The 26414-nt window shown below is 67.8% G+C and carries 24 protein-coding genes and 1 pseudogene; 14 read left to right on the forward strand and 11 right to left on the reverse strand.

Features of this window, described 5'->3' with window-relative positions; all coding sequences use genetic code 11:
- Positions 1 to 168: 168 nt before the first annotated feature.
- A pseudogene (locus tag ACFWPH_RS20120) lies at positions 169 to 765 on the forward strand (Dyp-type peroxidase); the annotation flags it as partial.
- A gap of 190 nt (positions 766 to 955) precedes the next feature.
- On the opposite strand, the gene ACFWPH_RS20125 reads toward ACFWPH_RS20120, so the two are convergent.
- On the reverse strand, positions 956 to 1351 hold the full coding sequence (locus ACFWPH_RS20125) for a MerR family transcriptional regulator (RefSeq protein ID WP_378753108.1): 396 nt from the start codon (positions 1349 to 1351) through the stop codon (positions 956 to 958).
- A 299-nt stretch (positions 1352 to 1650) separates the two neighbouring features.
- Between ACFWPH_RS20125 and ACFWPH_RS20130 the strand changes: the two genes are divergently transcribed.
- The 4 genes from ACFWPH_RS20130 to ACFWPH_RS20145 all read left to right on the forward strand — a co-directional run bounded on the left by ACFWPH_RS20130 (position 1651) and on the right by ACFWPH_RS20145 (position 5505).
- Complete coding sequence (locus ACFWPH_RS20130; RefSeq protein ID WP_378753110.1) at positions 1651 to 2226, forward strand: TerD family protein; 576 nt, start codon at positions 1651 to 1653, stop codon at positions 2224 to 2226.
- A 31-nt stretch (positions 2227 to 2257) separates the two neighbouring features.
- A complete protein-coding gene (locus ACFWPH_RS20135; RefSeq protein ID WP_378753112.1) occupies positions 2258 to 2938 on the forward strand; it encodes a tellurium resistance protein in 681 nt (226 codons plus the stop codon).
- A gap of 136 nt (positions 2939 to 3074) precedes the next feature.
- On the forward strand, positions 3075 to 4439 hold the full coding sequence (locus ACFWPH_RS20140) for a hemolysin family protein (protein ID WP_378753114.1): 1365 nt from the start codon (positions 3075 to 3077) through the stop codon (positions 4437 to 4439).
- Positions 4432 to 5505, forward strand: coding sequence for a hemolysin family protein (locus tag ACFWPH_RS20145; protein ID WP_378753116.1), 1074 nt, complete (start codon positions 4432 to 4434; stop codon positions 5503 to 5505). Before ACFWPH_RS20140 ends, ACFWPH_RS20145 begins: the two co-directional genes overlap by 8 nt.
- 118 nt (positions 5506 to 5623) lie before the next feature.
- Here the strand turns inward: ACFWPH_RS20145 and ACFWPH_RS20150 are convergent, their stop codons facing one another.
- Together ACFWPH_RS20150 and ACFWPH_RS20155 are read right to left on the reverse strand one after the other, a co-directional pair.
- On the reverse strand, positions 5624 to 6847 hold the full coding sequence (locus tag ACFWPH_RS20150) for a cation:proton antiporter (protein WP_378753118.1): 1224 nt from the start codon (positions 6845 to 6847) through the stop codon (positions 5624 to 5626).
- 85 nt (positions 6848 to 6932) lie between these two features.
- Positions 6933 to 7382 (reverse strand): hypothetical protein, encoded by a 450-nt coding sequence (locus ACFWPH_RS20155; protein WP_280415838.1) that lies wholly within the window; start codon positions 7380 to 7382, stop codon positions 6933 to 6935.
- 265 nt (positions 7383 to 7647) lie between these two features.
- Between ACFWPH_RS20155 and ACFWPH_RS20160 the strand changes: the two genes are divergently transcribed.
- Positions 7648 to 8067: a YciI family protein gene (locus tag ACFWPH_RS20160; RefSeq protein ID WP_378753120.1), complete on the forward strand. Its 420-nt coding sequence runs from the start codon at positions 7648 to 7650 to the stop codon at positions 8065 to 8067.
- 11 nt (positions 8068 to 8078) lie between these two features.
- Positions 8079 to 9359 carry an RNA polymerase sigma factor gene (locus ACFWPH_RS20165; protein WP_378753122.1) on the forward strand — a complete coding sequence of 427 codons (1281 nt, stop codon included), beginning with the start codon at positions 8079 to 8081 and terminating at the stop codon, positions 9357 to 9359.
- A 150-nt stretch (positions 9360 to 9509) separates the two neighbouring features.
- On the opposite strand, the gene ACFWPH_RS20170 is transcribed toward ACFWPH_RS20165, so the two are convergent.
- A complete protein-coding gene (locus tag ACFWPH_RS20170) occupies positions 9510 to 11678 on the reverse strand; it encodes an elongation factor G-like protein EF-G2 (RefSeq protein WP_378753124.1) in 2169 nt (722 codons plus the stop codon).
- 250 nt (positions 11679 to 11928) lie between these two features.
- Between ACFWPH_RS20170 and ACFWPH_RS20175 the strand changes: the two genes are divergently transcribed.
- A complete protein-coding gene (locus tag ACFWPH_RS20175) occupies positions 11929 to 12435 on the forward strand; it encodes an MmpS family transport accessory protein (protein ID WP_378753126.1) in 507 nt (168 codons plus the stop codon).
- Between the two features lie 170 nt (positions 12436 to 12605).
- Entirely contained in the window at positions 12606 to 13250 is a 645-nt protein-coding gene (locus ACFWPH_RS20180; RefSeq protein WP_378753533.1) for a DNA alkylation repair protein, read from the forward strand.
- Positions 13251 to 13283: 33 nt separating this feature from the next.
- Here the strand turns inward: ACFWPH_RS20180 and ACFWPH_RS20185 are convergent, their stop codons facing one another.
- Both ACFWPH_RS20185 and ACFWPH_RS20190 read right to left on the reverse strand, forming a co-directional pair.
- Positions 13284 to 14423, reverse strand: coding sequence for a nuclease-related domain-containing protein (locus ACFWPH_RS20185; RefSeq protein ID WP_378753128.1), 1140 nt, complete (start codon positions 14421 to 14423; stop codon positions 13284 to 13286).
- A 337-nt stretch (positions 14424 to 14760) separates the two neighbouring features.
- Positions 14761 to 15471: a TetR/AcrR family transcriptional regulator gene (locus tag ACFWPH_RS20190; protein WP_378753130.1), complete on the reverse strand. Its 711-nt coding sequence runs from the start codon at positions 15469 to 15471 to the stop codon at positions 14761 to 14763.
- A gap of 121 nt (positions 15472 to 15592) precedes the next feature.
- Between ACFWPH_RS20190 and ACFWPH_RS20195 the strand changes: the two genes are divergently transcribed.
- Entirely contained in the window at positions 15593 to 16285 is a 693-nt protein-coding gene (locus ACFWPH_RS20195; RefSeq protein ID WP_378753132.1) for an O-methyltransferase, read from the forward strand.
- A gap of 209 nt (positions 16286 to 16494) precedes the next feature.
- Positions 16495 to 18912, forward strand: coding sequence for an acyl-CoA dehydrogenase (locus ACFWPH_RS20200; RefSeq protein WP_378753134.1), 2418 nt, complete (start codon positions 16495 to 16497; stop codon positions 18910 to 18912).
- A gap of 40 nt (positions 18913 to 18952) precedes the next feature.
- Here ACFWPH_RS20200 and ACFWPH_RS20205 read toward each other — a convergent pair whose 3' ends face one another.
- The 4 genes from ACFWPH_RS20205 to ACFWPH_RS20220 all read right to left on the reverse strand — a co-directional run bounded on the left by ACFWPH_RS20205 (position 18953) and on the right by ACFWPH_RS20220 (position 23336).
- On the reverse strand, positions 18953 to 19390 hold the full coding sequence (locus tag ACFWPH_RS20205; protein ID WP_378753136.1) for a hypothetical protein: 438 nt from the start codon (positions 19388 to 19390) through the stop codon (positions 18953 to 18955).
- 180 nt (positions 19391 to 19570) lie between these two features.
- Positions 19571 to 20638, reverse strand: coding sequence for a cell division protein ZapE (gene zapE / locus ACFWPH_RS20210; RefSeq protein ID WP_378753138.1), 1068 nt, complete (start codon positions 20636 to 20638; stop codon positions 19571 to 19573).
- Positions 20639 to 20753: 115 nt separating this feature from the next.
- Entirely contained in the window at positions 20754 to 22220 is a 1467-nt protein-coding gene (locus ACFWPH_RS20215) for a flavin-containing monooxygenase (protein ID WP_378753140.1), read from the reverse strand.
- A gap of 366 nt (positions 22221 to 22586) precedes the next feature.
- Positions 22587 to 23336, reverse strand: a complete 750-nt coding sequence (locus ACFWPH_RS20220; RefSeq protein ID WP_378753142.1) for an ankyrin repeat domain-containing protein — start codon at positions 23334 to 23336, stop codon at positions 22587 to 22589.
- 178 nt (positions 23337 to 23514) lie between these two features.
- Here ACFWPH_RS20220 and ACFWPH_RS20225 point away from each other — a divergent pair, with 178 nt between their 5' ends.
- The 3 genes from ACFWPH_RS20225 (at position 23515) to ACFWPH_RS20235 (ending at position 25287) form a co-directional block, all read left to right on the forward strand.
- Complete coding sequence (locus tag ACFWPH_RS20225) at positions 23515 to 24309, forward strand: aminoglycoside adenylyltransferase domain-containing protein (RefSeq protein ID WP_378753144.1); 795 nt, start codon at positions 23515 to 23517, stop codon at positions 24307 to 24309.
- 94 nt (positions 24310 to 24403) lie between these two features.
- Complete coding sequence (locus ACFWPH_RS20230; protein WP_378753146.1) at positions 24404 to 24727, forward strand: ArsR/SmtB family transcription factor; 324 nt, start codon at positions 24404 to 24406, stop codon at positions 24725 to 24727.
- 2 nt (positions 24728 to 24729) lie between these two features.
- Complete coding sequence (locus ACFWPH_RS20235) at positions 24730 to 25287, forward strand: SRPBCC domain-containing protein (protein WP_378753148.1); 558 nt, start codon at positions 24730 to 24732, stop codon at positions 25285 to 25287.
- Between the two features lie 8 nt (positions 25288 to 25295).
- On the opposite strand, the gene ACFWPH_RS20240 is transcribed toward ACFWPH_RS20235, so the two are convergent.
- Positions 25296 to 26297 (reverse strand): zinc-binding dehydrogenase, encoded by a 1002-nt coding sequence (locus ACFWPH_RS20240; protein WP_378753150.1) that lies wholly within the window; start codon positions 26295 to 26297, stop codon positions 25296 to 25298.
- Positions 26298 to 26414: the final 117 nt, after the last annotated feature.

Consider the following 26414-nt stretch of genomic DNA (forward strand, 5'->3'; position numbering starts at 1 on the left):
TCCGGCGGGGCTGTGACACCGCGGCCTGCGGCCGCGCGGGATCTTCGCGGGGGTGGGGGGGGGGGGGGGGAGGGGGAGGGGGGGGGGGGGAGAGAGCCCCCCCCCACCACCCGATAACAACACAACACCCCCCCCCCCCCCCCCCCCCCCCCCCCAACCACCCCCCCCCCCCCCCCCACGACGATGCGCAACCTGATGGGGCAGGTGGACGGCACGACCAATCCGGAACCCGGTACCCCGGATTTCGATTCGCTGGTGTGGGACGACGGCGCCGACCGGCCGTGGATGCGGGACGGAACCTCGATGGTGATCCGCAGGATCCGGATCGAACTCGATACCTGGGACGAGCTCGACCGGCCCGGTCGCGAGCTCAGTGTAGGCCGCACACTGAGCACCGGGGCTCCGCTGACCGGTGAACACGAAACCGATGAACCCGTTTTCACGGCGACCGACCGCAACGGCATACCGGTCATCCCACCGGGTGCGCATATCGCCCGCGCCCACCACACTCATGCAGGTGAACGGATCTTCCGGCGCGTCTACAACTACGACGATCCGCCGGTTCCGGGGCAGGTATCGAACTCGGGTCTGCTGTTCGTCTCGTTCCAGCGAAATATCACCACCCAGTTCGTGCCCATTCAGCGACGCCTCGACGAATTCGATGCGCTCAACGAATGGACCACCCCCGTCGGGTCCGCGGTATTCGCGATCCCACCAGGAATCGGCTCGGGCAGCTATATCGGCGAGGAGCTATTCGGTCGCTGACACAGCAGCGATGTGCCGGGTGCCCCCTTGTATACGGTGGTTTTCGCCCATGGCTCGGCCGGCGAGCCACGGGGGCCCCGGCCGAGGCGTGTCCTGCGGTTTCGCGCTTCGGTTCGGCTGCTCTGAAGTTGTGGCCGAAGCCTTCGACGCGAGCGGTGCGGCGGCACCTTTCCGGGTGCGCCGCTCCGGCTCACAGGATCGGGAGATCGGGTGGTATCTGCAGCGCCACGGTGATCAGGGAGTGGACGCGGGCGCTGATCAAGGTCAGTAGGCCGTGAACTTCGGAGGGGGCGGTTTCGGCGACCGTGTGCAGGAGTTTCAGGTCGTCGTCGAGACGGGCCAGGGCATCGCTGATATCGCCGGTCCCGGAGGTGAGAGCTTTGGTGATCTCGTCGAGTGAGAGCCCTTGGGCTTCGAGTTGCCGGATCAGGTGGACGCGGGCGATATCGGCGTCGTCGTAGAGCCGATAGCCGCCGGCGGTGCGTTCGGCGGGGGTCAGCAGGCCCAGACTCGTGTAGTAATCGACCGTTCGCGGGCTGACCTCGGCGCGTGTGGCGAATTCGCCGATTCTCAGTAGGGACGACATCGGTCACCTCCCTTCTCTCCTACCATACAGTGCCGCGTGCTAGTGTGGGTTCTATGTCCACGAGTGGGACTCCACGACCGCACCGGTACGCGATGGTCGGCCGGGTGTGTCACCTGCACACGTCGACGTTCTCCGCAGCACGCGGCCCTCGGTTCGCGAGTGCGGGCGCCACATGACGGTCGACTCGGCGTGGCGGCCCGGCCGGCCGGCGAATTGTTGTCTCGGCGCACGGGGGCCGCGGGCGGATTCCAGTACATCGCAGGGCATTCCTTGACCGTACGAGATCAGGAGTAGCAGAAATGAGTGTCAGTCTCGCCAAAGGCGGCAATGTCTCGCTGTCCAAGCAAGCGCCGAACCTGACCGCGGTCGCGGTCGGCCTGGGCTGGGACGTCCGCTCCACCACCGGCGCGGAGTTCGACCTGGACGCCAGCGCCATCGCCACCGGTGCGGAACACAAGGTCGTCTCGGACCAGCATTTCGTCTTCTACAACAACCTGCGCTCGCCCGAGGGCAGCATCGAGCACACCGGCGACAACCTCACCGGTGAAGGCGAGGGTGACGACGAGGTGATCAACGTCGATCTGGCGGCCACACCCGCCACGATCACCAATATCTTCTTCCCCGTGTCGATCCACGACGCCGACGCGCGCCAGCAGTCGTTCGGGCAGGTCCGCAACGCGTTCATCCGGGTCGTCGACCGCGGTACCGGGTCGGAGCTGGCGCGCTACGACCTGACCGAGGACGCCTCGACCGAGACCGCGATGGTGTTCGGTGAGCTCTACCGCCACGGCGCGGAGTGGAAATTCCGCGCGATCGGGCAGGGCTACGCGTCGGGCCTGGCGGGGATCGCCCGCGACTACGGCGTGAATATCTGACGTTCCAACCGATAGGAGAAACACACACCTGATGGGCATCGACTACAACAAAAAACCGGCGCCGGCCGATCGGTCGGCGCCCGGCGCCGACCCGGCGGTCAGTCTGCACAAATTGACCCTGACCAAGACCGAACGCAGCGTCAACCTCACCAAAGCCGGTGAACGTCAAGGTGTGATGCGGGTCAACCTGAACTGGAGCAACCCGCAACCGGTCAAAACCGGTTTCTTCGCCAAACTCCTGGGAGGCGGCGGTATCGACCTGGATCTGGGCTGTCTCTACGAGCTCGCCGACGGTTCCAAAGGAGTTATCCAGGCGTTGGGCAACAGCTACGGCGAACTACACAAGCCGCCGTTCATCGCCCTGGATCGCGACGACCGTACCGGCACCGTAGCCGGTGGCGAGAACCTGCACATCAACCTCGCCGATCCGGCCGCCTTCCGCCGGGTCCTGGTGTTCGCGATGATCTATCGGGGCGCGGCGAACTGGGCTGCGGTCGACGGTGTGGTCACGATGTTCCCGACCTCCGGTCCGCAGATCGAGGTCCCCCTGGACTCTGCCGTCGACGGCGCGCAGATCTGCGCGGTCGCCATGCTGACCGATAGCGGTAGCGGGCTGACCGTTGCGCGCGAAGTCGAATACATCTCCGGCAGTCAGGCCGACCTCGACCGTGCCTACCAGTGGGGGATGCGCTGGGCGGCAGGACGCAAATAACGTTCCCCGGCAGTACACCTTTCCCGACGTTGTTCCTCGAACAAAGAGAGCAGATGAGACGCGCCAAGCGCAAATACCGACAACCCGGCTCGCCCAGTGACGAGCAGCCTCCCGGAACCCCTCGTGAGGTGAGGTCGTGGTGACCGTGCTCACTATCGTGCTCGGTATCGCCGTGGTCCTGTTGATCACCGCGCTGACCGGGTACTTCGTCGCCCAGGAATTCGCGTATATGGCCGTGGATCGCTCCCGGCTCAAAGCCCGCGCCACCGACGGTGACAAGGCCGCCGGCCGCGCGCTACGCGTCACGCGGCGCACATCGTTCATGCTCTCCGGTGCCCAACTGGGCATCACCGTCACCGGGTTGCTGGTCGGCTATGTCGCCGAACCTCTCATCGGCCGCGGCCTCGGCGAACTACTCGGTGGCATCGGTATACCCACCGCGGTCGGCGTAGGCGTCGGCGCGGTACTGGCCATCGCCTTCTCGACCCTGGTTCAGATGCTGTTCGGTGAGCTGGTTCCCAAGAACCTGGCGATCGCCCGGCCCGAACCGGTGGCCCGCTGGCTGGCCGCATCGACCACGGTGTACCTGAAGGTATTCGGGTGGCTGATCCGTTTGTTCGACCAGTCGTCGAACCTGCTGCTGAAGGCGCTGCGTATCGAACCGGTGCACGATGTGGAGCATTCGGCCACCCCGCGCGATCTCGAACATATCGTCGCCGCCTCCCGTGACGCCGGGGAACTCCCACCCGAGCTGTCGACTCTGCTCGACCGCATCCTGGACTTCCCGACCAGCACCGCCGAGCACGCCATGATCCCGCGCGCCCGGGTCGATACCGTGCATATCGACGATACCGTCGCCGATGTGCTGGCCCGGATGCGCACCGGGCATACCCGCTACCCGGTGGTCGGCACCTCGACCGATGATCTGCGCGGGGTGATCCACTTGCACGATCTGCTCGCCGGCGCAGCCGACGGCACCGCGGCTGACCGGCTGCGGCCCGCGGTCCTGGTGCCCGAAACCTTGCCGCTGCCGGAGGTCGTGACCCGGCTGAGTACGCAGCGCGAGGAAATGGCGCTCGTCGTCGACGAATACGGTGGTTTCGCCGGTATCGTCACCGTCGAGGATATCGCCGAAGAACTCGTCGGTGAGATCGCCGACGAACACGATCCGAGCACCGCCGGCGATATCGTCGCCGAGGGCGACGGCTGGCGGGTGGCCGGTGATGTGCACCTCGACGAAATCGAACGCCTGCTCGAGCTGAGCCTGCCCGCCGGTGATTACGAAACGATCGCCGGTCTGGTCATCGCCGTCTTCAACGGATTGCCCGACGTCGGTGACCGGATCGATATTCCGCTGCCCCGGGACGGCGCCGATTTCCTCGACGACCAGCCGTCAGCGCGCCGCAGTGTGACCGCGCAGGTGCGTGGTGTCGAGAACCACGTTCCTTCCTCGGTGTTCCTCACCGTGCGCACCGAATCGGAGGAGACCGGCGATGAGTAACCCCTGGGTCGTTGTGGCGGTCACCGTCGGATTGATCGCCGCGAGCGCATTTTTCGTCGCCGTCGAGTTCGCGCTCATCGCCGCTCGCCGTCACCGCCTCGAAGACGCCGCACCCGACAGTCGCGCGGCCCGCGCCGCGTTGCGCAGCTCCTCGGAGCTGTCGGTGCTGCTGGCCGGGTCCCAGCTCGGTATCACGGTATGCACCCTGGCGCTGGGGGCGACCACCAAACCCGCTGTGCACCACTGGCTCACACCGTTGTTCGAGGACTTCGGCGCGCCCTTGTGGGCCGCCGATATCGTCGGGTTCGTACTCGCGCTGATCATCGTGACGTTCCTGCACCTCGTCGTCGGTGAGATGGCACCCAAATCCTGGGCCATCGCGCACCCGGAGAAATCGGCCACGATCCTGGCCCTCCCCATGCGCGCCTTCATGTGGCTCACCCGCCCCCTGCTGACCGCGCTCAACCACGCGGCCAACTGGTGCCTGCGCAAAGTCGGGGTCAGCCCCGTCGACGAAGTCGAAACCGGGCAGGACCCGGCGGCGCTGCGCCACCTCGTCGAACACTCCGCCACCGCCGGCACCCTCGACGAGCGATACCACGGCAACCTCACCAGCGCTCTCGAACTCGAACAGCTCACCGTCGCCGATATCGTGCGCCCCAACACCGCCCCCAGTGCGGTAGCACCCGACGCCGCGCCCGAGACGATCCAGGCCACCTCACGCGAGACCGGGCACCTGCGGTTGCTGGTCCGCGACCGCACCCGGATCGAAGGGGTCCTGCACGTCCGCGACAGTCTGCAGGCCGGTGCCACCACCGCTCGGCAGCTGATGCGGCCGGTGCTGAACCTGACCGCCGCTGTTCCGGTGTACGAGGCGCTGCGCACCATGCGGGAAACCCGCAGTCACCTCGCCACCGTCACCGCCGCCGGTACCGGTGAACTCATCGGACTCATCACCATCACCGATGTTCTCCAGCGACTGCTACCCGCAGCCTCCACGGACAAGGCATCACGTGAGAGCGGCGCCGCCCGCAGGCAGGCGGGTCACCCACCAGCAGGACGGTAGGAAATGTCTCGGTCTGTATGTCGACAGGATCCGGCGGCAATATGAAACCCGGCCACCCCGCAATGGGGTGGCCGGGTCGCGTTCTGAGTGCACCAGAGTGTTTCGTGGGCGACCTCCGCTAGCCGCGGGCATCGCGTTCGGGAACTGCCCGGCCGCCGACCCAGGTGGCCAGCAGGGGGAACAACAGCACCGTGGTGGCACCGGCGGCGACCAGGGTGGAAGCCATGGACGCGGTCATGAGTTCGCCCCGCACCGCGACCTGAGTGACCGCGACGATGATCGGCAGGCCTGTTGCCGCGTACAACGCCAGCTGTACCCGTTCGTGCGGGTGTTCGAGATTCGCGCCGTGCGGGACGAATTCTTCGCTCAGCCACACCGTCGAACCCCGCGCCACCCCGATCGCCACCACGAACAGCACCCACATCAGGGGTTCGGCGGCCACGGCCGCGGGGTCGATACCCATTCCCGAGGCGACGAAGAAGATCGGGATGAGAACCCCGTAGCCGATGGTCTCCAGGGAATCCTGGATCTCCGGATGCGTTTCGGCCATGAGCCGGCGCAGAATGAGGCCCGCCGCGAACGCGCCGAGCACCACATCGAGTTCGAACACCTCCGCCACGGTCATGAGGACCAGCAGCAGCAGGAACACCAGGCGTACCGGGAGCTGGGTGGTTCCGGTGGCGAGGGCAGCCATCACTCGTTCGGCGCCGGGATGACGATCCAGGATGCGTTGCGGCACCCACGCCACCACCGCGGCGGCGGCCCCGAACAGGACCAGCACCACCACCGAGGCCAGCAGATTGTGCCCGGTGAGCAGGATGGACATGGCCAGCACCGGCCCCAGTTCGCCCACCGCCCCATGGGCCAGAACGGCGCGGCCGAGCGGCTGCTCCAGCACACCGTCCTGTTTCACGATCGGCAGCAGGGTGCCGAGCGCGGTGGAGCTGAGCGCGATGGCTACCGCGATGAGCGCCGTGAAACCGGCATCGGTCGCCGCCAGCCACACCAGCAGCAGGGCCAGCACCAGCCCGGCCAGCCAGGTCAGCCAGGCCGTTCGGCCGGGTTTGCCGCCGAGGAGTTTCGGGTCCAGTTCGTAGCCGGCCAGCAGGAACAGCATGCCCAGCCCGAGCTCGCTGAGCAGGTCGACACCGCCATCGGTGCCCGCGAATGCCAGGACATGCGGCCCCAGAACGACGCCCAGGCCCAGCAACAGCACCACATCGGGGAGCAGTCCCCGCAGCAGCCGCGACAGCAGCGGTGCCGCCACGGCTGCGGCCGCGATCCAGAACAGCGAGACGATCGCCGACGGTTCCGATTCCACGGACGCCGCCCATACCGTCATTCGATCATGGTCGCATCGTGGCGCCCGCACCCTCGGCGCCGACACGGCGAAGCGCTCTTACTGTTCCGTGCCGGTCGCCGGTTGTTCAGATACGCCGGGTGTCCCAGGTGGCGATCGCCCAGATGATCACGATATCCAGGGCGATGATGAGAATCGACCACAGCGGGTAGTAGGGCAGCCACAGGAAGTTCACCACGATCGACAGCGCGGCCAGGCCGATGGCCGTGACCCGCGCCCACGTGGCGCCGGTCATCAGCGCGAGCGAGGTGAGGATCAGCAGGATGCCGAAAACGATATGCACCCAGCCCCAACTGGAGAGATCGAGCTCGTAGACGTACTGGGGACCGGAGACGAACACCTCGTCCTCGGCGACCGCGGAGATGCCCTGGAAAAGGGTGATGAACCCCGCGGTGAGCAACAGCGCGGCGGCGGCGATGGAAGCACCACCGGCCACCGCCTGTTTCACCGGTTGTCCTTCTTCGGGCGCGGCATGTGCCCCCGTCCGGGGGGCCTGCGCTGCGGGCTGGGTGGTCATAGTGCTCCCTTCGGGACGGGAGGGGCCAACATCGGACCCTGAGAACTGATCGCCGATGACGCCCTCATACGCCACACTTCGATTCCCTTGTTCTGAGGGTGGATTATGCCACTGGCCAGGTAGTTCGAACAGAACCGCGCGGTTTCGGTGCCGAGTCGCGATACTTCGGAAAAAGAATCCGGCGGGTTGTCGATCCGCCGGCTCCCCGTTCGACCTATGGGTGAAAGGGTTCGAACGGGGCCCTACGACGCAAGGGAGACCGACCATGAAATACATGCTGATCATGCGCGCGACCGACGAAGCCTTCGCGCAGATGGGCGAAATCGACTTCGACAAGATGCTGGAAACCGTCGGCCGGTTCAACGACGAGCTCATCCGGGCCGGAGTGCTGCTCGCCGCGGAAGGTCTCGACGATGCTGCCGACGGGGTGGTCGTCGACTATTCCTCCGCGGACCCGGTGGTCACCGACGGACCCTACGGCGAGACGAAGGAGCTTTTCAACGGCTTCTACATTCTCAACGTCGCCTCCAAGGAAGAGGCCGTGGAATGGGCCAAGCGGATGCCGATGACCGGGGCAGGCTTCAAAACCGAGGTCCGCCGGGTCAGCACCATCGACGAATTCCCGCAGGACAATATCTGGATCCAGAAGGAGCGGGCCTGGCGTGAAGCCACCGGTCAGCTCTGACCGTGCCGACGGTGGCCGGCCACGAGGGCAGGGAGGCGGTCGCGGCGGTCTGGCGGATCGAATCCGCGCGGATCGTCGGCGCCCTCGCCCGCTACACCGGGGATTTCACTCTCGCCGAAGATCTCGCCCAGGAGGCGCTCGCCGAAGCCCTGGTGACCTGGCCGCGGGAAGGGGTGCCGCGAAACCCGGCCGGCTGGCTGCTCACCGTCGGCAAACGGCGCGCCATCGACGGTTTCCGCCGGCGCGCCGCGCTCGACGACCGCTATACCGCCCTCGCCCGCGATCTCGGCGAGGGCGGTATAGCCGCGGGCGGTGATACGGCGGCGCGGCCGGGGGAGGAGCTGTGGGACCCGGACCGGATCGACGACGATGTGCTGGCGCTGATGTTCATCTCCTGTCATCCGGTGCTGTCACCGGAGGCGCGGGTGGCGTTGACCCTGCGCGTTGTCGGTGGTCTCACCAGCGACGAGATCGCGCGCGCCTTCCTGGTGCCGACGGCCACTGTGCAGGCGCGGATCACCCGGGCGAAGAAAACCCTCGCCGCGGCCCGCGTGCCGTTCGAGGTACCACCCGCCACGGAGCGGCCCGCGCGGCTGGTCTCGGTCCTGCGGGTGGTGTACGTGATCTTCACCGAGGGCTCGTCGGCGAGTTCGGGCACCGACCTGATCCGCGTCGACCTCGCCGCCGAAGCGCAACGCCTGGCCCGCGTACTGACCCGGCTGGTCCCGGACGAACCGGAAGCCCAGAGCCTGCTCGCTCTCCTGGAACTCACCGCCGCACGTTTCCCCGCCCGCACCGGCCCCGACGGTGCGCCGGTGCTGCTGGAACACCAGGACCGGCGCCGCTGGGACCGCAGCGCCATCCGCCGCGGCCGGACCGCTCTGGCCCGCGCCGGGAAAGCCGGGCGTGGGCTCGGGATCTACGGTTTACAGGCCGCGATCGCGGAATGCCATGCGGTGGCGCCGTCGGTCCCGGAAACCGAGTGGGCGCGGATCGTTGTGCTCTACGAGGCGCTGGGCCGGCTGGCGCCCTCGCCGGTGGTCGAGGTGAACCGGGCGGTGGCGGTCTCCATGGCCCACGGCCCGGCCGCAGCCCTGGAGATCGTCGACGAACTCGTGGCCGCCGACGCGCTGCCCGGCTCGCATCTGCTGCCGAGCGTGCGCGGTGAACTGCTCATCCGCCTCGGCCGCCCGGCGCAAGCGCGCACGGAACTGGAACAAGCGGTGGCCCGCTGCGGTAACGAACGGGAACGCGCAGTACTCGAAGACAAAATCCGGCGCCTCGGTTCCTGACCCGGTGAGTCGATAGGCCGCGCCCAGAACGCGGGACGGTGCAGCCGCGGCCGGCACCGTCACTCGGCGCTCCATGAGCATCACCGGCCTCGACGGCCCACTGCCACCGGTTCGAGCCGGGGGCGGCTCGCGTTTCGTCACCATTTCCCTTCAGCCGGATCCCACCGGCGCTCCGGCGCGGGCCTTGTCCGCAAGTTGGGTGGGTAAGCGGTCGTGCCGCAGGTATTCCCGGGTGAAATGCGCGATGCCGTGGGTGAGCGAGCGCAGATCCACCGCGTAGCGGGCGAGTTCCGACTCGGGTACTTCCGCGCGGATCAGCGTCCGCCCCGCCTCGATGGGTTCGGTGCCCAGGATGCGGGCGCGGCGGACGGACAGATCGCTCAGCGCCGCACCGAGATGCTCGTCGGGAACACGGACATCCACCTGCGCTATGGGTTCGAGCAGGTCGATCCGGCCCTGAGCGGCCGCGTCGCGCAACGCCAGCGCCCCGGCGGTCTGGAACGCCGCATCGGAGGAATCGACCGAATGTGCTTTACCGTCCACCAAGGTGACGCGCACATCGACCAGCGGATATCCGGCGGTCACACTCCGTGCGGCCTGCGCCCGCACACCCTTTTCCACCGAACCGATGAACTGCCGCGGTACGGCCCCGCCGATCACCTTGTCCACGAACTCGATCCCCGACCCCTCCGGCGCCGGCTCCACTTCGATATCGCAGACCGCGTACTGCCCGTGCCCGCCGGATTGTTTGACATGGCGCCCGCGTCCGGTGGCCTTGCCCGCAAACGTCTCCCGCAGCGCGACCCGGTACTCCTCGATATCCACCGAAACCCCGAATCGGCTGTGCAACCGCTCCAGTGCGACGTCACGCTGCGCTTCGCCGAGCGACCACAGCACCAGCTGCCCGGTGCGTTCGTTGTTCTCCACCCGTAGCGCCGGATCCTCCGCGACCAGCCGCGCCAGGCTCTGCGAAAGCTTGTCCTCGTCGGCTTTACTGTGCGCGCGGACGGCCGTCGGCAGGAGCGGATCCGGCATCCGCCACGGTTCGATCAGCAGTGGTGAGCCGGTACCGGAGAGGGTATCGCCGGTTTCGGCGTGCCCGAGTTTGGTCACGTAGGCGATATCCCCGGCGATGGCTTCGTCGAGCGGCCGCTGTTCCCGCCCGAAGGGCGCGGTCACACCCCCGATACGTTCCTCGGCGTCGTGGTCGGTGACCGGGCCGTGCCCGCAGATATGCACCGTATCGTCGGCATGCAAGGTTCCGGAGAACACCCGGACCAGGGATATCCGGCCGACGTACGGGTCGGAGGAGGTGCGGATGACCTCGGCCGCCAGGTCCGCGGACGGGTCGCAGCGCAACGCCACCGGTTTCGACCCGTTCGCCAAATGAACGGCCGACACCGGATGCTCGTTCGGGGTGGGAAAACCGGCGGTCACCAGGTCGAGAAGTTCGACGGTCCCCAGCCCCTGCCGGCCCTCGCCCGCCGCCGGGGCGGCGAACAACACCGGGTGGAAACTACCGCGCGCCACCGCGCGTTCGAGATCGGTGACCAGGGTGCTGAGTTCGACGGCTTCCCCGGCGAGGTAGCGGTCCATGAGGGTTTCGTCCTCGCTTTCGGCGATGATGCCCTCGATGAGCCGCTCTCGGGCGTGTTCGACGATCGCCGTATCGTCCGGCGAATCCGGGACCCACCGCCGTTCACCGGTCGAATAATCGGCCACCCGCTGTTCCAGCAGTTCCACCAGCCCGGTGGCCGGGCGGTGCCCGTCCGCGGCGGCCGGCCCGTACACCGGGAGATGCAACGGCAGGACGTTCTCGGCCGAACTTCCGCCGAGCAGCGCCTGGCAGGTCTGCGTCATCTCGTCGAAATCGGCGCGCGCCGTATCGAGGTGGGTCAGCACGATGGCCCGCGGCATTCCGACACTCGCGCATTCCTCCCACAGCGCCCGCGACACCCCGCCGACCCCCTCGACCCCGTCGGCGGCCGACACCACGAAAAGGGCGGCGTCGGCCGCCCGCAGACCGGCACGGAGCTCACCTACGAAATCCGCGTACCCCGGCGTATCGATGAGGTTCACCTTCACCCCGCCCCACTGCACCGGTACCACCGAAAGCTGCACCGACCGGTGCCGGCGCTGCTCGATCTCGTCGTAATCCGACAGCGAGGTGCCGTCTTCGACCCGCCCCACCCGGTTCACCGCCCCGGAGGCCAGCGCCAACGCGTCGACCAGGGTCGTCTTTCCGGCTCCACTGCCCCCGACCAGCACCACATTCCGGATATCCACCGGCCGTGGCGCCCCGTTCGCTCTGTCCACCATGACTCACCGTCCTCGGGAATCGGCACGCGGTTGTCTATGAGCTTCCCACCCGGACGCGCGCAGGTCCACGGCCCGGACGCAACCGATGGGCCCGATCGCTCGGCGGTTTTCGTCCGCGTTGAACCGCCGGCCGGTCCGGTCCGAGGCCGTTGTGGCTATGAACTGGATAAATAGCGGTGTAACATCACGGAATGAAAATGTGATCTACCTCCTAATGGCGCCCGGTAGCGCCCCGAGCAGAGGAGGCACATTGTCCTACCCTTCCGGCGATCAGCCGCAGGATTCCGGTGAGCCGCAGGGATACCAGCAGGGGCAGAACCCGCCCGCCGGTATGTCTTCGCCGGAATACCGTTCGCCTCAGCAGAAGGCGAGATGGCCGTGGATCGCCGGGGGGTTCGTGCTGATACTCGTCCTTCTGGTCGCCGCCGGATTCACACTCTTCCGGAACGAGGGCGACGAGCGCGCCGGGAACGAGATCAGCGTGACCTACGAGGTGCGGGGCACCGGTTCCGAGGCCGCGGTCACCTACCTGGGCCAGGATCAAGGTATGGCGCAGGAAACGGGGGTCTCGCTGCCCTGGAGCAAGGTCGTCCCCGTCCGCGACTGGGACCGGATAGTGTCCATGACCGCCGCCAACGGTCCCGCCGGCGGCGATATCACCTGCCGCATCCTGGTCGACGGCCGGGTGATGACCGAACAGACCTCCAGCGGTCCCTACGCTTCGGCGAGTTGTTCGGGTGATGCCGGGGAACGGTAGGTCCCCTCCACTTTCCTCGGGGAGGGCAGGTCGCCGGCGCGAAGCTATCGCAAGACCGTCCGCCATCCGACCTCAGGTACCGCACGCCGTCGTACGCTCAGGTGCGGACGTGCAGGAAGGAGACCGAGGTGGCCCAGGCGACGACCAACGCGGCAACCGTGGCCGAGGTGATGGCCGAATTGGCCGCGCTCGAAGATCCGAGGGTCCGCGCGGTGAACGAGAAACACGGCGACGACCACGGGGTCAACCTCACCAAACTGCGCGCCCTCGCGAAACAGCTGAAAACCCGGCACGACCTCGCCCGGGAACTCTGGAGCACCGGGGACGGCGCCGCGCGATTACTGGCGCTGCTGATCTGCCGCCCGAAGTCGTTCGACCGCACCGAACTGGACACCATGTTGCGCCAGGCCGCCACCCCCAAGGTCCAGGACTGGCTGGTCAACTATGTGGTGAAGAAGAACCCGCACGCCGAGGAACTGCGGGTGGCCTGGTTCGCCGACCCGGACCCGGTGGTGGCGAGCGCCGGCTGGGCATTGACCACCGAGCGGGTGGCGAAGAAACCCGAGGGCCTCGACCTCCCCGGACTGCTGGACATCATCGAGGCGGAGATGCAGGCAGCGCCGGACCGCCTGCAGTGGGCGATGAACAACTGCCTGGCCCAGATCGGGATCGACCACGCCGAATACCGCGCCCGCGCCCTCGAGATCGGCGAGCGCCTGGAGGTCCTGAAGGACTACCCGACACCGCCGAACTGCACATCGCCGTTCGCGCCGATCTGGATCACCGAAATCGTGCGCCGGAAAGAGGGCAAGTGAGCGACCTGCCGCTACTCGTCGAGCCGGGTGGTGTCAGCAGTTCGGCTGGAAGGGGAAACAGGCGGTCGGAGGTTCGGGTGGTTTCGTTTCCGGCGTGATCGGCGGCGGGGGTGGTGTGCTCGTCTGTTCGGTGACCGCGCTGTTCTGGTGGTTACCAGGGGTCTCCCGTGGTTCGGTGCGGCCGTTGCCGAGCTGGGCCACCAGCCAGATCCCGGCGGCCAGGACGCCGATCGCCGCGAAGGCCGCGGCGGTTTGGGCACGGCGATGACGGCGGTCGTCGACGGCTTCGGGGGCCGGGGGCGGGGGTGCTGCTGAAGCCGGTGGTGTTGGGGTGGGCTCCGGAACCGGATCATCGCGCTGGGGTGGTGGCGTGGGTTGCGCAGCGGGCGGAGGCGGAACCTCCGGCTGGGGTGCCGGCGGCGGGAGCGGGGGTCGGGAAATCGGTGGCCGGGTGGGAATTACGGGGTGCGGCGGTGTTTCGCTCGGTGGTGTGGCGGTCGGCGGTGCCGTTTCGGACGGGGGCCCGGCGGGGCTGAGCGGCGCGGACGGCTGCGGTGGCGCTTCCATCGGAAACCCTTCCGCGGCCAGGCCGGCGACGCTGGTGCTGTCGCCGTGTTCCAGGGCCTCGATCAAGGCGTAGGCCTGTTCCGCGGTCCACACGACGGCGGCGCGGTGATGGGCGCGATGGAACCAGGCGCGCAGCGGGTTCTGCGTAGTGCACAGCAGCACATCGCAACCCTGCGGTGCCGACCTCTTGTCGAGTCGCAGCTTCGAGCCGCGCGGCGGGACCACGACCACCAGGCCGGTGACGAACGCGGGCCCACCGGCCCGCGCGGCGGCGTTCTTCACCTTGAAAACGCCGTCCCGGACCTGGTCGTAGGGCGTGGTGTCGTTCTGGCGCACGCCGACCGGGTCGCCCTCGAACCCCGACACTTTCCACCGGCTGTTGGTGGTGCAGTGCAGGACACCGCTGGTAACCCCCGGGTTCAGCCCTTTGATCTCACAGACGACGGTGGTGTGCGGGGTGATGATCACCAGATCGACTTCCTGCCCGGAAACGAAACAGTTCGCGATCGCCACACCGGGAACCCGGTAATCGTCCTGCCATTTCCGCAGCCAGGAGACGACCCGCTTCTCCGCCCCGGATCTGAGCTTGTCGGCGATGACGAGCATCGAGCCCACCCCTCCCTTCGCTGGTGATGTCGCCACCATAGCCGCAGCGGGCTTATCGCTTCGAGAACGATTGTGGGAGAAGCTTTTCCTGGACCAGTCCCTGGCGTATTTGAGCCAATGTCCAGGAACGGCGTCGTGGGAGGTGCCGGAGCCGGCGTCGCGGTGCGGCGAGCAGTGTCCGCCCTAACCGCGCGATCAGGTAGCCGCCGCTACCAGGCGACAGGGAGCTCGTGGCGGGACCGCGATTCGACGGCTCGCCGAGCAGGATGACACCGTCGCCCGCACAGTACTGTCCTCGTATCGGATCAGCATGCCGCTGTCCGGAAGATGCGGCCTCTCATTCGGCAGAGCTGATGAGGCGTTCGATCGTATGGGTCACCTCGGTGACCATATGGTCGAAGAGGCGGTCGGCACCGAAACCGGTCTGCGCCGATGCGCGGTGCAGCAGGGGGAGTTCGAGGTCGCTGTGGTGTTCGAGCCAAGCCTGTGGGGCCGGATACTGCTGGTCTGCCGGGGCGCCGGCGTCCGCCCGGTAGTCGACCAGTAACACGAATCCGTAGATCCGGATCATCACATCCGCGTGGACGAGCAGTGCATCATCGAGGCCGAGCCCGATCTCGGTCAGGAACTGCAGGAACGCTTCGGGGGCGGTGAGGCGCTGCGCCGGTACCCGGGTATCGCCGACCTGTTCGTCCAGCGAAACCAGTAGCGCCCGGGGGTGGCGGCGGGCGATGCGGCGATGCAATCGACAGAACTCGCGCAGGCTCTCCTGCCAGTTCTCGGGGTCGAGTCCGGGCTCGGGCCATTGTGACAGCCACAGCTGTACAGCACGGTCGACGACTTCCGCCCGGTCCTGCACGTGCCGGTACAGCGCGCGGACGGTGACGCCGAGGTGACCGGCGAGATCCTGCATCGTCACTGCTTGAAATCCGCGCCGGCCCGCCAGCTCGAGCATGGTGGCGGCGATGGAATCGGCGGTGAGCGTGGCGCGTCCGGCGCGGGTGCGCGGGCTGCGGCGCCGACGGCCCGGGGGCAGCGGTTCGGACATCGGCAGAACACTACCCACGCTTCTTGACGTTCACAACCCATTGACATCAAGGAGTGCGGCTCGGACACTGAGGTGCCGCCGCCTGTGGTGGTGCCCGCACCGCGCGACCGAAAGGCCCACGATGAACTCCAGCCCCCTGCAGAACCCTGAACTAGACCGGTTCGTCGCCGAGCTGCAACAGCGAAGCTCGGACCAGATCACCGGAATCACCGGCTATTTCGCCGATCGCGCCGATCGTGGCGACGCCGCCGATCTGAGTGCACTCGATACCGCGGCCAACGAGTTCCTCGCCGATAAGCTCGTAGCCCTGGAACACGACAAGGCGCTGCTGTGCCACCAGCTGTGCCTGGCGCTGCGGGCGCGCCGGGTTGTGGAGGTCGGGACATCCTATGGGGTTTCCACGCTCTACCTCGCCCAGGCCGTACGGCTGGTCTCCGAAGCCGACGGTGGTACCGGCGTGGTGATCGGCACCGAGAACGAACCCGGCAAAATCGCGGCTGCCACGGACAATTTCCGCAGAGCGGGACTCGATGCCCATATCGACCTGCGTCCAGGAGATCTCCGGGAAACGCTCGCGAACTTGGCGGCGCCGGTCGACCTGGCGTTGATCGATATCTGGCCGGTCATGGCGCGACCGGCACTCGAGCTGATCACGCCGAAACTCCGCCCTGGCGGGATGATTCTGATCGACAACACCGAAAACCGTCCCGAAAGCTACCGCGACGCCTTCGAATTCATCGATGATCCGAGCAACGGCCTGCTCACCCAAACCCTGCCGTTCCGCGGTGGTCTCGAACTCGCGATCAAACGATGACTCCGGCGTTTCCCGGGCTGACCTGAGGGCGTGCGGCGACACACTCACTTGCTGTGTCGTCATGTGCACATGATGCGTGGCCGCGCGGCCGTCGAGAAGTCTAGATTGACTAACGAGAGAGTGGCATTATCAAATGAGGAAGTGATGTTTCCGGCGTCGACGCGTCGGTGTGATCCGGCTTCCGGACCCATAGAGAAGCGAGCCGACCCATGCTGTTCGATATCTCCGATGAGCAGGAGTTCTTCCGCTCGACCACCGGGAAATACCTGGCTGCGCGGGCGCCGCGGGATCGGCTGCGCGGGCTGCGGCACGACGAGGACGGGTTCGCGGCCGACTATTGGCGGGGTGGGGCCGAACTCGGGTGGACGTCGCTGCTGGTGGGGGAGGAGGCCGGTGGTGGTTCGATCAGCGGCCGGCCCGTGGTCGATCTGACGCTGGTCGCCTACGAGTTCGGGCGGTATGCCGCGCCGGGGCCGTTGGTGTCGGCGAATATGGTTGCTGCCGCACTGGCCGAGAGTGGTTCGCATCCGGAGGTTCTGGCGGAACTGCTGTCGGGGGAAGCCCTGGCGTCCTGGTGTCATGCCGAACCCGCATGGCGGCGCGGGGCCGGGCTCGACATACGTGTCGACGGGACCGAGCTGGTGCTCAACGGCCGCAAACGACCTGTCGAGTCCGCCGGGGTGGCGAGTCACCTGCTGGTCACCGGGCGGTGTGACGGTGCGGTCGGCCAGGTTCTGGTTCCGGCGGGGAGTGCGGGAGTTACCGTCACCCCGTTGCGCTCGCCCGACCTCACGCGCCGGTTCTCGGTGGTTACCTTCGAGAATGTCCGGGTTCCGCGGAGTGCGCTGGTGGGTGAGCTCGGGATGGCGGCACAGCAGGTGGCGTGGCAGTCGGAGGTCGCGGTTGCCGTGCAGTGCGCGGAAACCGCCGGTGCGATGCAGACCGGTTTCGAGATGGCGCTGGACTGGATGACGGACCGGTATTCGTTCGGGCGGCCGCTGGCGTCGTATCAGGCGCTCAAACACCGGATAGCCGATTTGAAATCGTGGCTCGAGGCGGCGCACGCGATCGCCGACAGTGCCGCCGCGGCGGTCGATGAACGCCGGGCGGATTCGGGTGAGCTGGTGGCGGTCGCGCAGGCGTTCATCGGCCATTACGGGCCGGAGCTGTTGCAGGACTGCGTGCAGCTGCACGGCGGGATCGGGTTGACGTTCGAGCACGACCTGCATGTGTTCCTGCGCCGCGCCACCGTGAACCGCACGCTGAACGGCACACCGGCCGAACACCGCCGCAGTCTTGCCGACCGGTTGATCGAACAGGATGGACGGCGCGCACCGGACCCGGAGAAAGTTGCGGAGAATGTCCACGTAGCACCGGCGCTCGAGCCGGACGAGCAGAGCGTGCGTGAGGACGTCGAAAGCTTCCGGCTGCGCGCCAGGGAATGGATACGCGCCAACCTCGGCCCGTTCCGGCCCGAAGCCGTCGCCGGACTGCGGAATGTGACGCGGGAGCAGGAGCTGGCGGCCGTCGACAACGACCGCCGATTGCAGCGCAAGCTCTACGACGCCGGGTTCGCCGGTATCGCCATCCCGGCCGAATACGGGGGTCGCGGGCTCACCGCCGCGCATCAGCGGGCGTTCACCGAGGAAATGGCCGGGTTCGAATATCCGTCGCGATGCCAGGTGCCCACACTGTCGCCGTGCGCGGCGGTGCTGCTGGACTTCGGGACCGAGGAGCAGAAGCGAACGCATATTCCGGCGATGCTGCGCGGTGCGGAGATCTGGATGCAGTTCCTCTCCGAACCGTCCGGCGGCTCAGATGTGGCGGGCGCGGTGACGACCGCCGTGCGCGACGGTGACGACTGGGTGATCAACGGCGCCAAGATCTGGACCACCGGGGCGTGGTATTCCGATTGGGCGCTGTGCCTGGCCCGCACCAACTGGGATGTGCCGAAACACCGCGGGCTCACGGTGTTCATCCTGCCCATCCATCAGCCCGGGATCGAGGTGCATCAGATCGAGATGCTCAACGGGGCCCGGGAATTCTGCCAGGAGTTCCTCACCGATGTGCGGGTACCGGATTCGGACCGGATCGGAGAGGTCGACGGCGGCTGGACCGTCGGGACCCGCTGGATGTCGCACGAACGGCTGCTGGCGGAATCGCCCTACGTCACGGTGCCCGCGAAACCCGCCATCTCCGACCGCTCGCCGGTGGAGATCGCCTGCCGGGCCGGGACCGTCGACGAACCGGGCGTGCGCGACCTCATCGGTGAGGACCGGATGCTCGACGTCGTCGGCAGCGCGCTGCAGCGGCGGCTCGGTACCGGGATGGCGTCCGGTCGTATCCCCGACCAGTCGGCGGCCATCGGGCGCCTGTTCCGCGGGATCGCCGAATCACGCCGGGCGACCATAGAATTCGAGGTTGCGGGCGACGCGGTGTGGGACGCGGAGTTCGGTGACGCCGGCGATGTGTTCCTGATGCGGCAGGTGAGTTGTATCGGCGGCGGCACCACCGAAATGGCCCGCAATGTGATCAGCGAACGTGTGCTGGGCATGCCCAGGGAGGCGCGATCGGACCAGAATGTGCCCTTCCGCGAGGTGCCGCGGGGCGGTCGCCGTAGTTCATGACGGAAGCCGGGCGGTAGGTGCCCGCCCGGCTCACGACCGATCAGACCGTGACGCTGACCTCGCCGGGATTCGTACTCATCGTGACGACCACCGGGCCCGGACCGGTATCGGCCAGTGCGCGCTGGAAACCGTGGTCGGTCGGGAACCAGCCGCCGGGGGCGGGGACCGAGGAGACGGTGACTTCCTCGGACCCGGTGGCACCGGTTGCCGTATTACGCCACGACACCGTCGCCGACAGCGTGCACGCCGGGTCGGGGCGGTCCGCCCGGAACAGTACCGACACCCCGACACCTGCGACATCGGTCGGTAGCGGAGTAACGGATACCTGGCTGCGAACCGTGCCGGCGCATCCGGGTGCGACGTCGACGCGAGCGTCCTGGAAATCGGCGGCCGCCTGGGCGCCCGCGGGTGCCGCGACCGGGAGCAGGGCGGTCGCGGCAAGAGCGCCTAGAGCAAACGGTCGCAAGATCTTTCGCAAGAGAATATTCCTCTCAAAAAACGGGGTTCCGGGCCGGTTACCCCGGGAGCCGCCACGGGTAAACCCTTCGCTGGGTAGGTCCTGGAACAGGCGCGCCCGCCGCGGAAGCCGACCTTACCGCCGACCGCGGGCGCGGTGGGTGGATCCGCGTGATCCCATGGTTCCGGGTAGGCGGCCCGACTACTGATCGGCCGCCGCGGCGGTATCGGCGGCTCCCGATAACAAGGCCAGCCGGCTGGCGGTGCGGTGGATATCCGGGGGCAGCCGATCGCCGGAGAGGCATTCGCCCAGGGGCGCGTGGGCGATGAGGTTCAGCGGTATCCGGCGGTCGCACAGGACGTCGACGAGGTTGGCGAAACGTTGTACGGCATCGCGGTCGGCCGTGGTGAGCACGGGAAGCCCGGACAGGGTCCAGTGACTGTATCGATCGGTGAGCTGAAGGTAGTCGATGGTGGAAAATGGACGGTCGCACAGGTCCGTGAAATCGAACCAGATCTCCGTCCCGCGGACGGCCAGGGCGGTGACGGTACGGGTACCGAACGCGACCCGCCGGCGTTCGGACGGTGCCGGGACACGCAGCCCGGCCGCCGCGAGCCGGTCGCTGTCGACGGGCCACAGGTAGCGGCCGAGACTGAATCCGGTGGCCGGTGCCGGCCCGGCGCGCCGGTAATCGCGCGGGCCCGCCACTTCGACGACGTCCAGGGCGTCCTCGAGCATTGCCGCGACCGGTTCGATCAAATGGTGGAACAGCGGGTTCGGCAGCAGGCCGGACGGCGGATAGTTGGAGGTGGCGACCAATGTGATGCGGCGGGCGAACAGGGCGCTCACGACCTTGGCGAGGATGGTCGCGTCACCGGGATCGTGCACATGGAATTCGTCGAAACAGACGAGCCGGGCCTCGTCGAGCAGATCCCGGACCGCGCGTTCCCCGGCCCGTGGTTCATGGCGGTGGGCGGCGTAGCGGGAATGGAACTCGCGGAAGAATTCGTGAAAATGGATGCGGCGTGTGTGCTGCCCGGGCACGGCTTCGTAGAACGTGTCGACCAGCCAGCTCTTTCCGCGACCCACCGGTCCCCAGACATAGACACCGCGCGGCGGCGACCCGAAAAGGCGCCGGCGCCCGGATAATTCGTCGCCGAGGCGGCGCAGCGCGGCGGCGGCGGTGCGCTGCGAATCGTCGAGGACGAATCCCGCATCGCGTGCGGCATTGTCGAATACCGATCCCCAGTCGTTTCGTGTTCCTGCCACCGGCACCTCCTCGTGACCCTCGAGCCAGCCTGGCAGGCCGGTCCGGCAGTGCCCAGAGACGAGACGCACATGTGAAAAGGATCGCGTGGCGGTGACGACGCCGCGCCCCAAGGAATTACGCGGCGGGTGTGAGGAGGTAGTCCTGGGGTTCCAGTCTGCGCAGGCGGCGCCGGTAGCTGGTGACCGTTCCGGGCCAGTTGTTGGTGATTCTTCCCGCCGCGTTGCGATACCAACTGGAGCAGAAGTTCCACGGGGTGCGATCGAGGCGTTTCTGCAGAGCGTCGTTGAACGCGCGCTCGGTCGCGGCGCGGACCTCGAGCACATGGCCGGGTTTATCGGCGAGTAATTGCACAGCCTGACGGATATAGCGGGACTGCGTTTCGATCATGTAGATGATCGACCCGACCCCGAGGTTTGTATTGGGTCCGTACACCATGAAGAAATTCGGGAAATCGGGCACCGTCATCCCGTAATAGGCGTGCGCCCCGTCCGACCACGCCTCGGCCAGTTCCCGGCCGGCCCGCCCGCTGATCCGCATCGGCCACAGGAATTCGGTTCCCTTGAAACCGGTACCGTAGATGATCACATCGGCGTCGTGCAGCGTGCCGTCGCCGGTGCGCACGCCGTGCGGGGTGATCTCGGTGACGGCGGCGGTGGTCACCTCGACATTCGGCTGGGTGAGCGCCGGATAGTAATCGCTGGAGAACAGTGTGCGTTTACACGCGATCGGATAGTCCGGGGTGAGTTTCGCGCGTAATTCGGGATCATCGACATTCTTGTTCAGATTCCGCTGCGCCACCCGCGCCACGATCCGGCTGATAACCGGCAACTCGACCAGCCCCAGCGACGAGACCTCGGCCGTAAGCCACCAGCCGAGACGTTCCAGCAGCAACATTCCGGGAATACGCGCGAACAATGTGTGCTGCACCGGCGAATAGTCGGTATCGAATTTGGGCAGCACCCAGGCGGCGGTGCGCTGGAACAGGGTGAGGTGTGCGACCTGCGGCTGGAGCCGCGGTACGTACTGGATCGCGCTCGCGCCGGTGCCGATGCAGGCTACGCGTTTCCCGGTGAGGTCGACACGGTGATCCCACAGCGCCGAATGGAACGCCTGCCCGGTGAAACTGTCCACGCCGGGAATATCCGGCAGTTGCGGGCGGGAGAGCTGCCCGACCGCGGAGATCAGCACATCGGCGGTCCGGGTGGCGCCGTCGGCGGTGTGCACGGTCCAGCGGCCGGTCTTCTCGCCGAACGCGGCCTCGGTGACCTCGACGCCGAACTCGATGCGGTCGAGCAGATCGTGCCGGCGCGCGACCCCGCGCAGGTACTCGTGGATGGCGGCCTGCCCGGAGTAACGCTGCGGCCAATCCGGTTTCGGCTCGAACGAGTAGGAGTACAGCGGTGACGGTACATCGCAGGCGGCCCCGGGATAGGTGTTCTCCCGCCAGACTCCACCGAGGTCCTGGGCTTTCTCCAGGATGGTGATATCGCTGAACCCGTGGCGCCGCAATTCGATCGCCACCCCGATACCGCCGAATCCCGCGCCGATCACCAGCACCGATACCCGGTGTGCCCCGCTCATATCTACTCCTGTCCCGCGAGCACGAGGTGGCTCCTGCGCCGTGACGCTCCACCGCCGCCTCCGGGCCCCACGCGCTCACGCCCATGCCCGGTGCCTACTGTGGTCCCCCTCACTTTAAGGCTGCGTCAGGCCTCCGGATCGAGACTTTCGGTCAACTGGCCGGGGATCGCGCAGCGCTGCGAGTCCGGTCGGTCCGCGCGGATCCCGACTACTCGACCACCCACGGCAAAGGTTGCGTCGTGCTGATAACCGCCCGCCCATGAGACCCGGCCCTGGGCCGCTGTATCCCGGCGATTTCGAATCCGGCGACCGGATCCGCCGATCCCCGACCGGCCTCGGAGACCGGGCAGGAGAGGCAATCGGCACTCAGGCGAGGCCTGGGCCGGAACCGGTCGTATCCACGAGCAGTGCGGCGATCGCGCCGTGCCCGTTCTGGATCGATGCCTCCCCGCCGGTGTCCCGGTAGCGGAGGGTGATCCGTTCGGTGCCGTCTCCGGCCGGACTGCGCTCGACCGTGTACTCACCCTCGCCCCAGCTCGCCTGCTCGGCGAGCACGGCGACCAGGTCGGCACCCGCGAGACGGGTAGCGATCGTCGCGGCAGTGTTTCCCTCGTGGTCGGTGCGGGCGGGCTCGGCGCCGTGGGCCAGCAGTGACCGCACTATTCCGTAGCATCCGCGGCGGGTCGCGCGGGTCAGTGGTGTGCCCTCGATATTCGGGTCGGCGCCCGCCGCGAGCAACAGGTCCACCGTGTCGAGGTGTCCGTTGCCTGCCGCCCACAACAAGGGCGGCGTCCCGGGACCCTGCTGCTGCGGATGCGGTGGTTCGGGCAGATCGGGGTCGGCTCCGGCGGCCAGGAGCGCGGAAACGACGCCGACGTGGTTCCAGCAGGCGGCGGCGCACAAGGGCAGGCCCTCCTCGACCGGCGCACTGGGCCGGTTCGGGTCGGCACCGTGCGCGAGCAGCAGGCGGACCAGGTCGGCGCAACCGTTCACCGCGGCCTGGTAGAGGGGTGTGGTTCCCTCCTCGTTCGTTTCCTCCGGCGACGCGCCGTCCTTCAGCAGCGCTTCGAGGGCAGCCGGATCCCGCTCCCATACAGCATCCATCAGGTTCGTCACCTGTCCATTGAAGTCACGGTGTCAACCGGATATAGCTCGAGTTGGTCGTGGCCTGCGCCTGCGCGGTTCGCTGGGCCGCGCTGTCCGGCTCCACCAGGGGTCCGGTCTAGCCTGAGGGGATGAGGATCGGGTTCGGTGCCGACGGTCCGGCGGGCGGCAGGTGTCTGCGTGGCGAGCGGTGAGGGATACCGGCGTCGAGCGCATGCCCGCCGAAGTGGTGCGCTACCTGTCCGAGCTGGTCGAGCGTGTGCAAACCAGCTACCGGGACCGGCTGGTGAGTGTCGGCGCGGTGGGATCGCTTGCCTTGGGTGACTACCGGCATGGACGCAGCGATATCGATATCACGGTGGTCGTCGATCCGGCCGCGCCCGCGCGTCTGGCGCACGAGCTGGCCGATGCGCTGGCCCACCCAGGATTGTGCTGTCCGGCTGCCGGGCTGGAACTGGTCGTGTACGACGCCGGGTTCGCCGCCTCGGGTGCGCCGGGGGCGGGATATCTGCTCAATCTGAATACCGGACCCTTGCTGCCGGCCGTCGCGGACTTCGAATCTGCCGGCGCACCGGGGTTCTGGTATGTGATCGATCGAGCGATCGGGCATCAGAGCGGGAGGACACTTTCCGGTCACCCGATACGGGAGGTGCTGGGGGCTCCTGCACGTCCGGACCTGCTGGCTGCCGTTTCGGCGTCGGTGCGCGAGCATGCGTCGGGCGCCGGGCATCTCGCGGACAACAGGGTGCTGAACGGTTGCCGGTCGGTGTATTTCTGCAAGGTCGGTGGATGGGTTTCCAAAAGGGCGGCTGGACGGTCGATCGCCGCTGCCGAGAAGAGGTTTCGTCCGCTGGTCGCGGCGGCGCTGCAGAGTTTCGAACGGCCTCGTGAGTCGGCGCTGGAGCTTCCCGTCGGCGAGGTGGACGAATTCATGGCGTGGGCAGGTCGGACCGTCGACGGGATAGCCGGAGGCTCTGCCCCCTGACCTTCCGCCGAGGCTGACGGCTCCCGGACCTGGTGTCAGGCTCACACCAAGACATTCCTTGACAGGCATATTCCCAATGAGGAATGGTTGCGGTGTGACACGCGATGTATTCGAGGTTCTCGCCGACCCCACGCGGCGGCACATCCTCGACCTACTGCGCGACGGTGAACGCACCGTCGGCGACCTGGTCGGTGCGCTGGGCACCGCGCAACCCAATGTGTCCAAACATCTGAAGATGCTCGACGCGGCGGCGCTGGTACGGGTCCGGGTGGACGGCCCGCGCCGGCACTACACGCTCGACCCGGGCCGGCTGCGGGAGATGGATGCCTGGCTGGCCCCGTTCCGCGAGATCTGGGCCGACCGGCTCGACGATCTCGAAACCTATCTCGACACCCTGCCCGACGACCCGGAGGAGTGATGATGACCGGAGTGACACAGCGGCTCGGCGAGGTGCTGCGCGACGGCGACCGTGTGGGCACCCGCTACGAACGCATCCTGGCGCATCCGCCGGCCAAAGTATGGCGGGCGATCACCGAATCCGGCCATCTCCGGCACTGGTTCCCCGCCGATATCCTCGGCGAGCGCCGCGCCGGAGCCGAGATCCGGTTCCGGTTCTGGCCCGAGGCGGTCGAACAGGCCTCGGCGGAACTGACCGAGAGGGAGCTCGGCCTCGAGGACCCGGAACTGCCGGGCCGCATCCTCACCTGGGACCCGCCGCGTCTCTTCGAATTCCTCTGGGACGACGAACATCTGCGGTTCGAGTTGCTGGCCGAGGATCCGGGGACGCGGCTGGTGTGCACGGTCTGGTTCGGTACGCCCGGACCGCACGGACTCTCCGGCACCGCCACCGGCTACCACGTATGCCTCGACGAACTCGTGGATTCGCTCGACGGCCGGCCGATCGACCTGCCCGACCAGGACGAGGTCGCGGAGCTGCGCCGCCGCTACACCGAGGCCGTCGCCGCGACCTCGGTGTAGCCGGGCGGTCAGCCGATGCGCAGCAGGGTGCGGCCGAGGGCGGTGCGCGCTTCGATGGCGGCGTGCGACCGGGCCGCCTCCGCCAGCGGATAGGCCTGGCCGATCACCACCTCGATCGCGCCGGTCGCGACCGCATCGAGGTTGCGCGCGGCGTGTGCGGCACGATCACCGTCACCGGTGTTGTTCAGGTCGCGCAGGCCCACCACCTCGACACCGCGTTGCCGGGCGTCCGCCGAGGCCGATCCGGCGAATTCGCCGGCCGCCGCCCCGTAGCCGAGGAACCGCCCGCCGCCGGCGGTGATCGCGAGTGCGGCATCGCCCAGGTGTCCGCCCGCACCATCGAGCACCACATGGGGGTCCCGCCCGCCCGTCGCGGCAAGAACGCGGTCGGTCCAGCCCGGTTCCGAGTAATCGACGGCGGTATGTGCGCCGAGGCGTTCGGTGAGCGCAAGTTTCGTCGCGCCGCGGGCCGCCGCGATCACCTGCGCACCGGCCTGCCGGGCCAGTTGGATCAGCAGGGTGCCCAGTCCGCCCGCCGCCGCGGTGATCAGCACCGGATCACCCGGCCGCACCGCGGCGCGATCGAAGACGGCGAGCGCGGTATGGCCGTCGTGGACCAGTGCGGTGGCCTGGTCGAGGCTCACCCCGTCCGGAATCCCGGTGAGCGTTCCGGCCGCCGCGAGTGCCTGTTCGGCGTATCCGCCGACGGGTAGGCCGCCCCCGGTCCCGCTGGTCGCCGTACGGGTCGCGACCCGGCGGCCGAGCCAGGCGGTATCGACACCGGGACCGACCACGCGTACGGTCCCGCCGATAGCGCCGCCCGGAATGTACGGCGGCCGGACCGGGAAGAAATCGGTACCCCAGCCCGACCGCAGCCGGGTATCGAGGAACATCACATCGGCCGCGGCGACATCCACCAGGACCTGACCGGGACCCGGCTCCGGTACCGGGACGTCCTGTAGTTCCAGCACGTCCGGTGCGCCGAATTCCTTGACCTGCACTGCTTGCACGGTGAGCCTCCTCGGTTCGCTGTTCCCGGACCAGTCTGGAACCTGAACTGTTATTGAGGTCAAGTCCGCCGGTGTTCCCAGCGGATATCTGACGAAACAGTGACACCCCGCCGTGGC

Source organism: Nocardia sp. NPDC058499, assembly GCF_042719915.1.
GTDB lineage: Bacteria > Actinomycetota > Actinomycetes > Mycobacteriales > Mycobacteriaceae > Nocardia.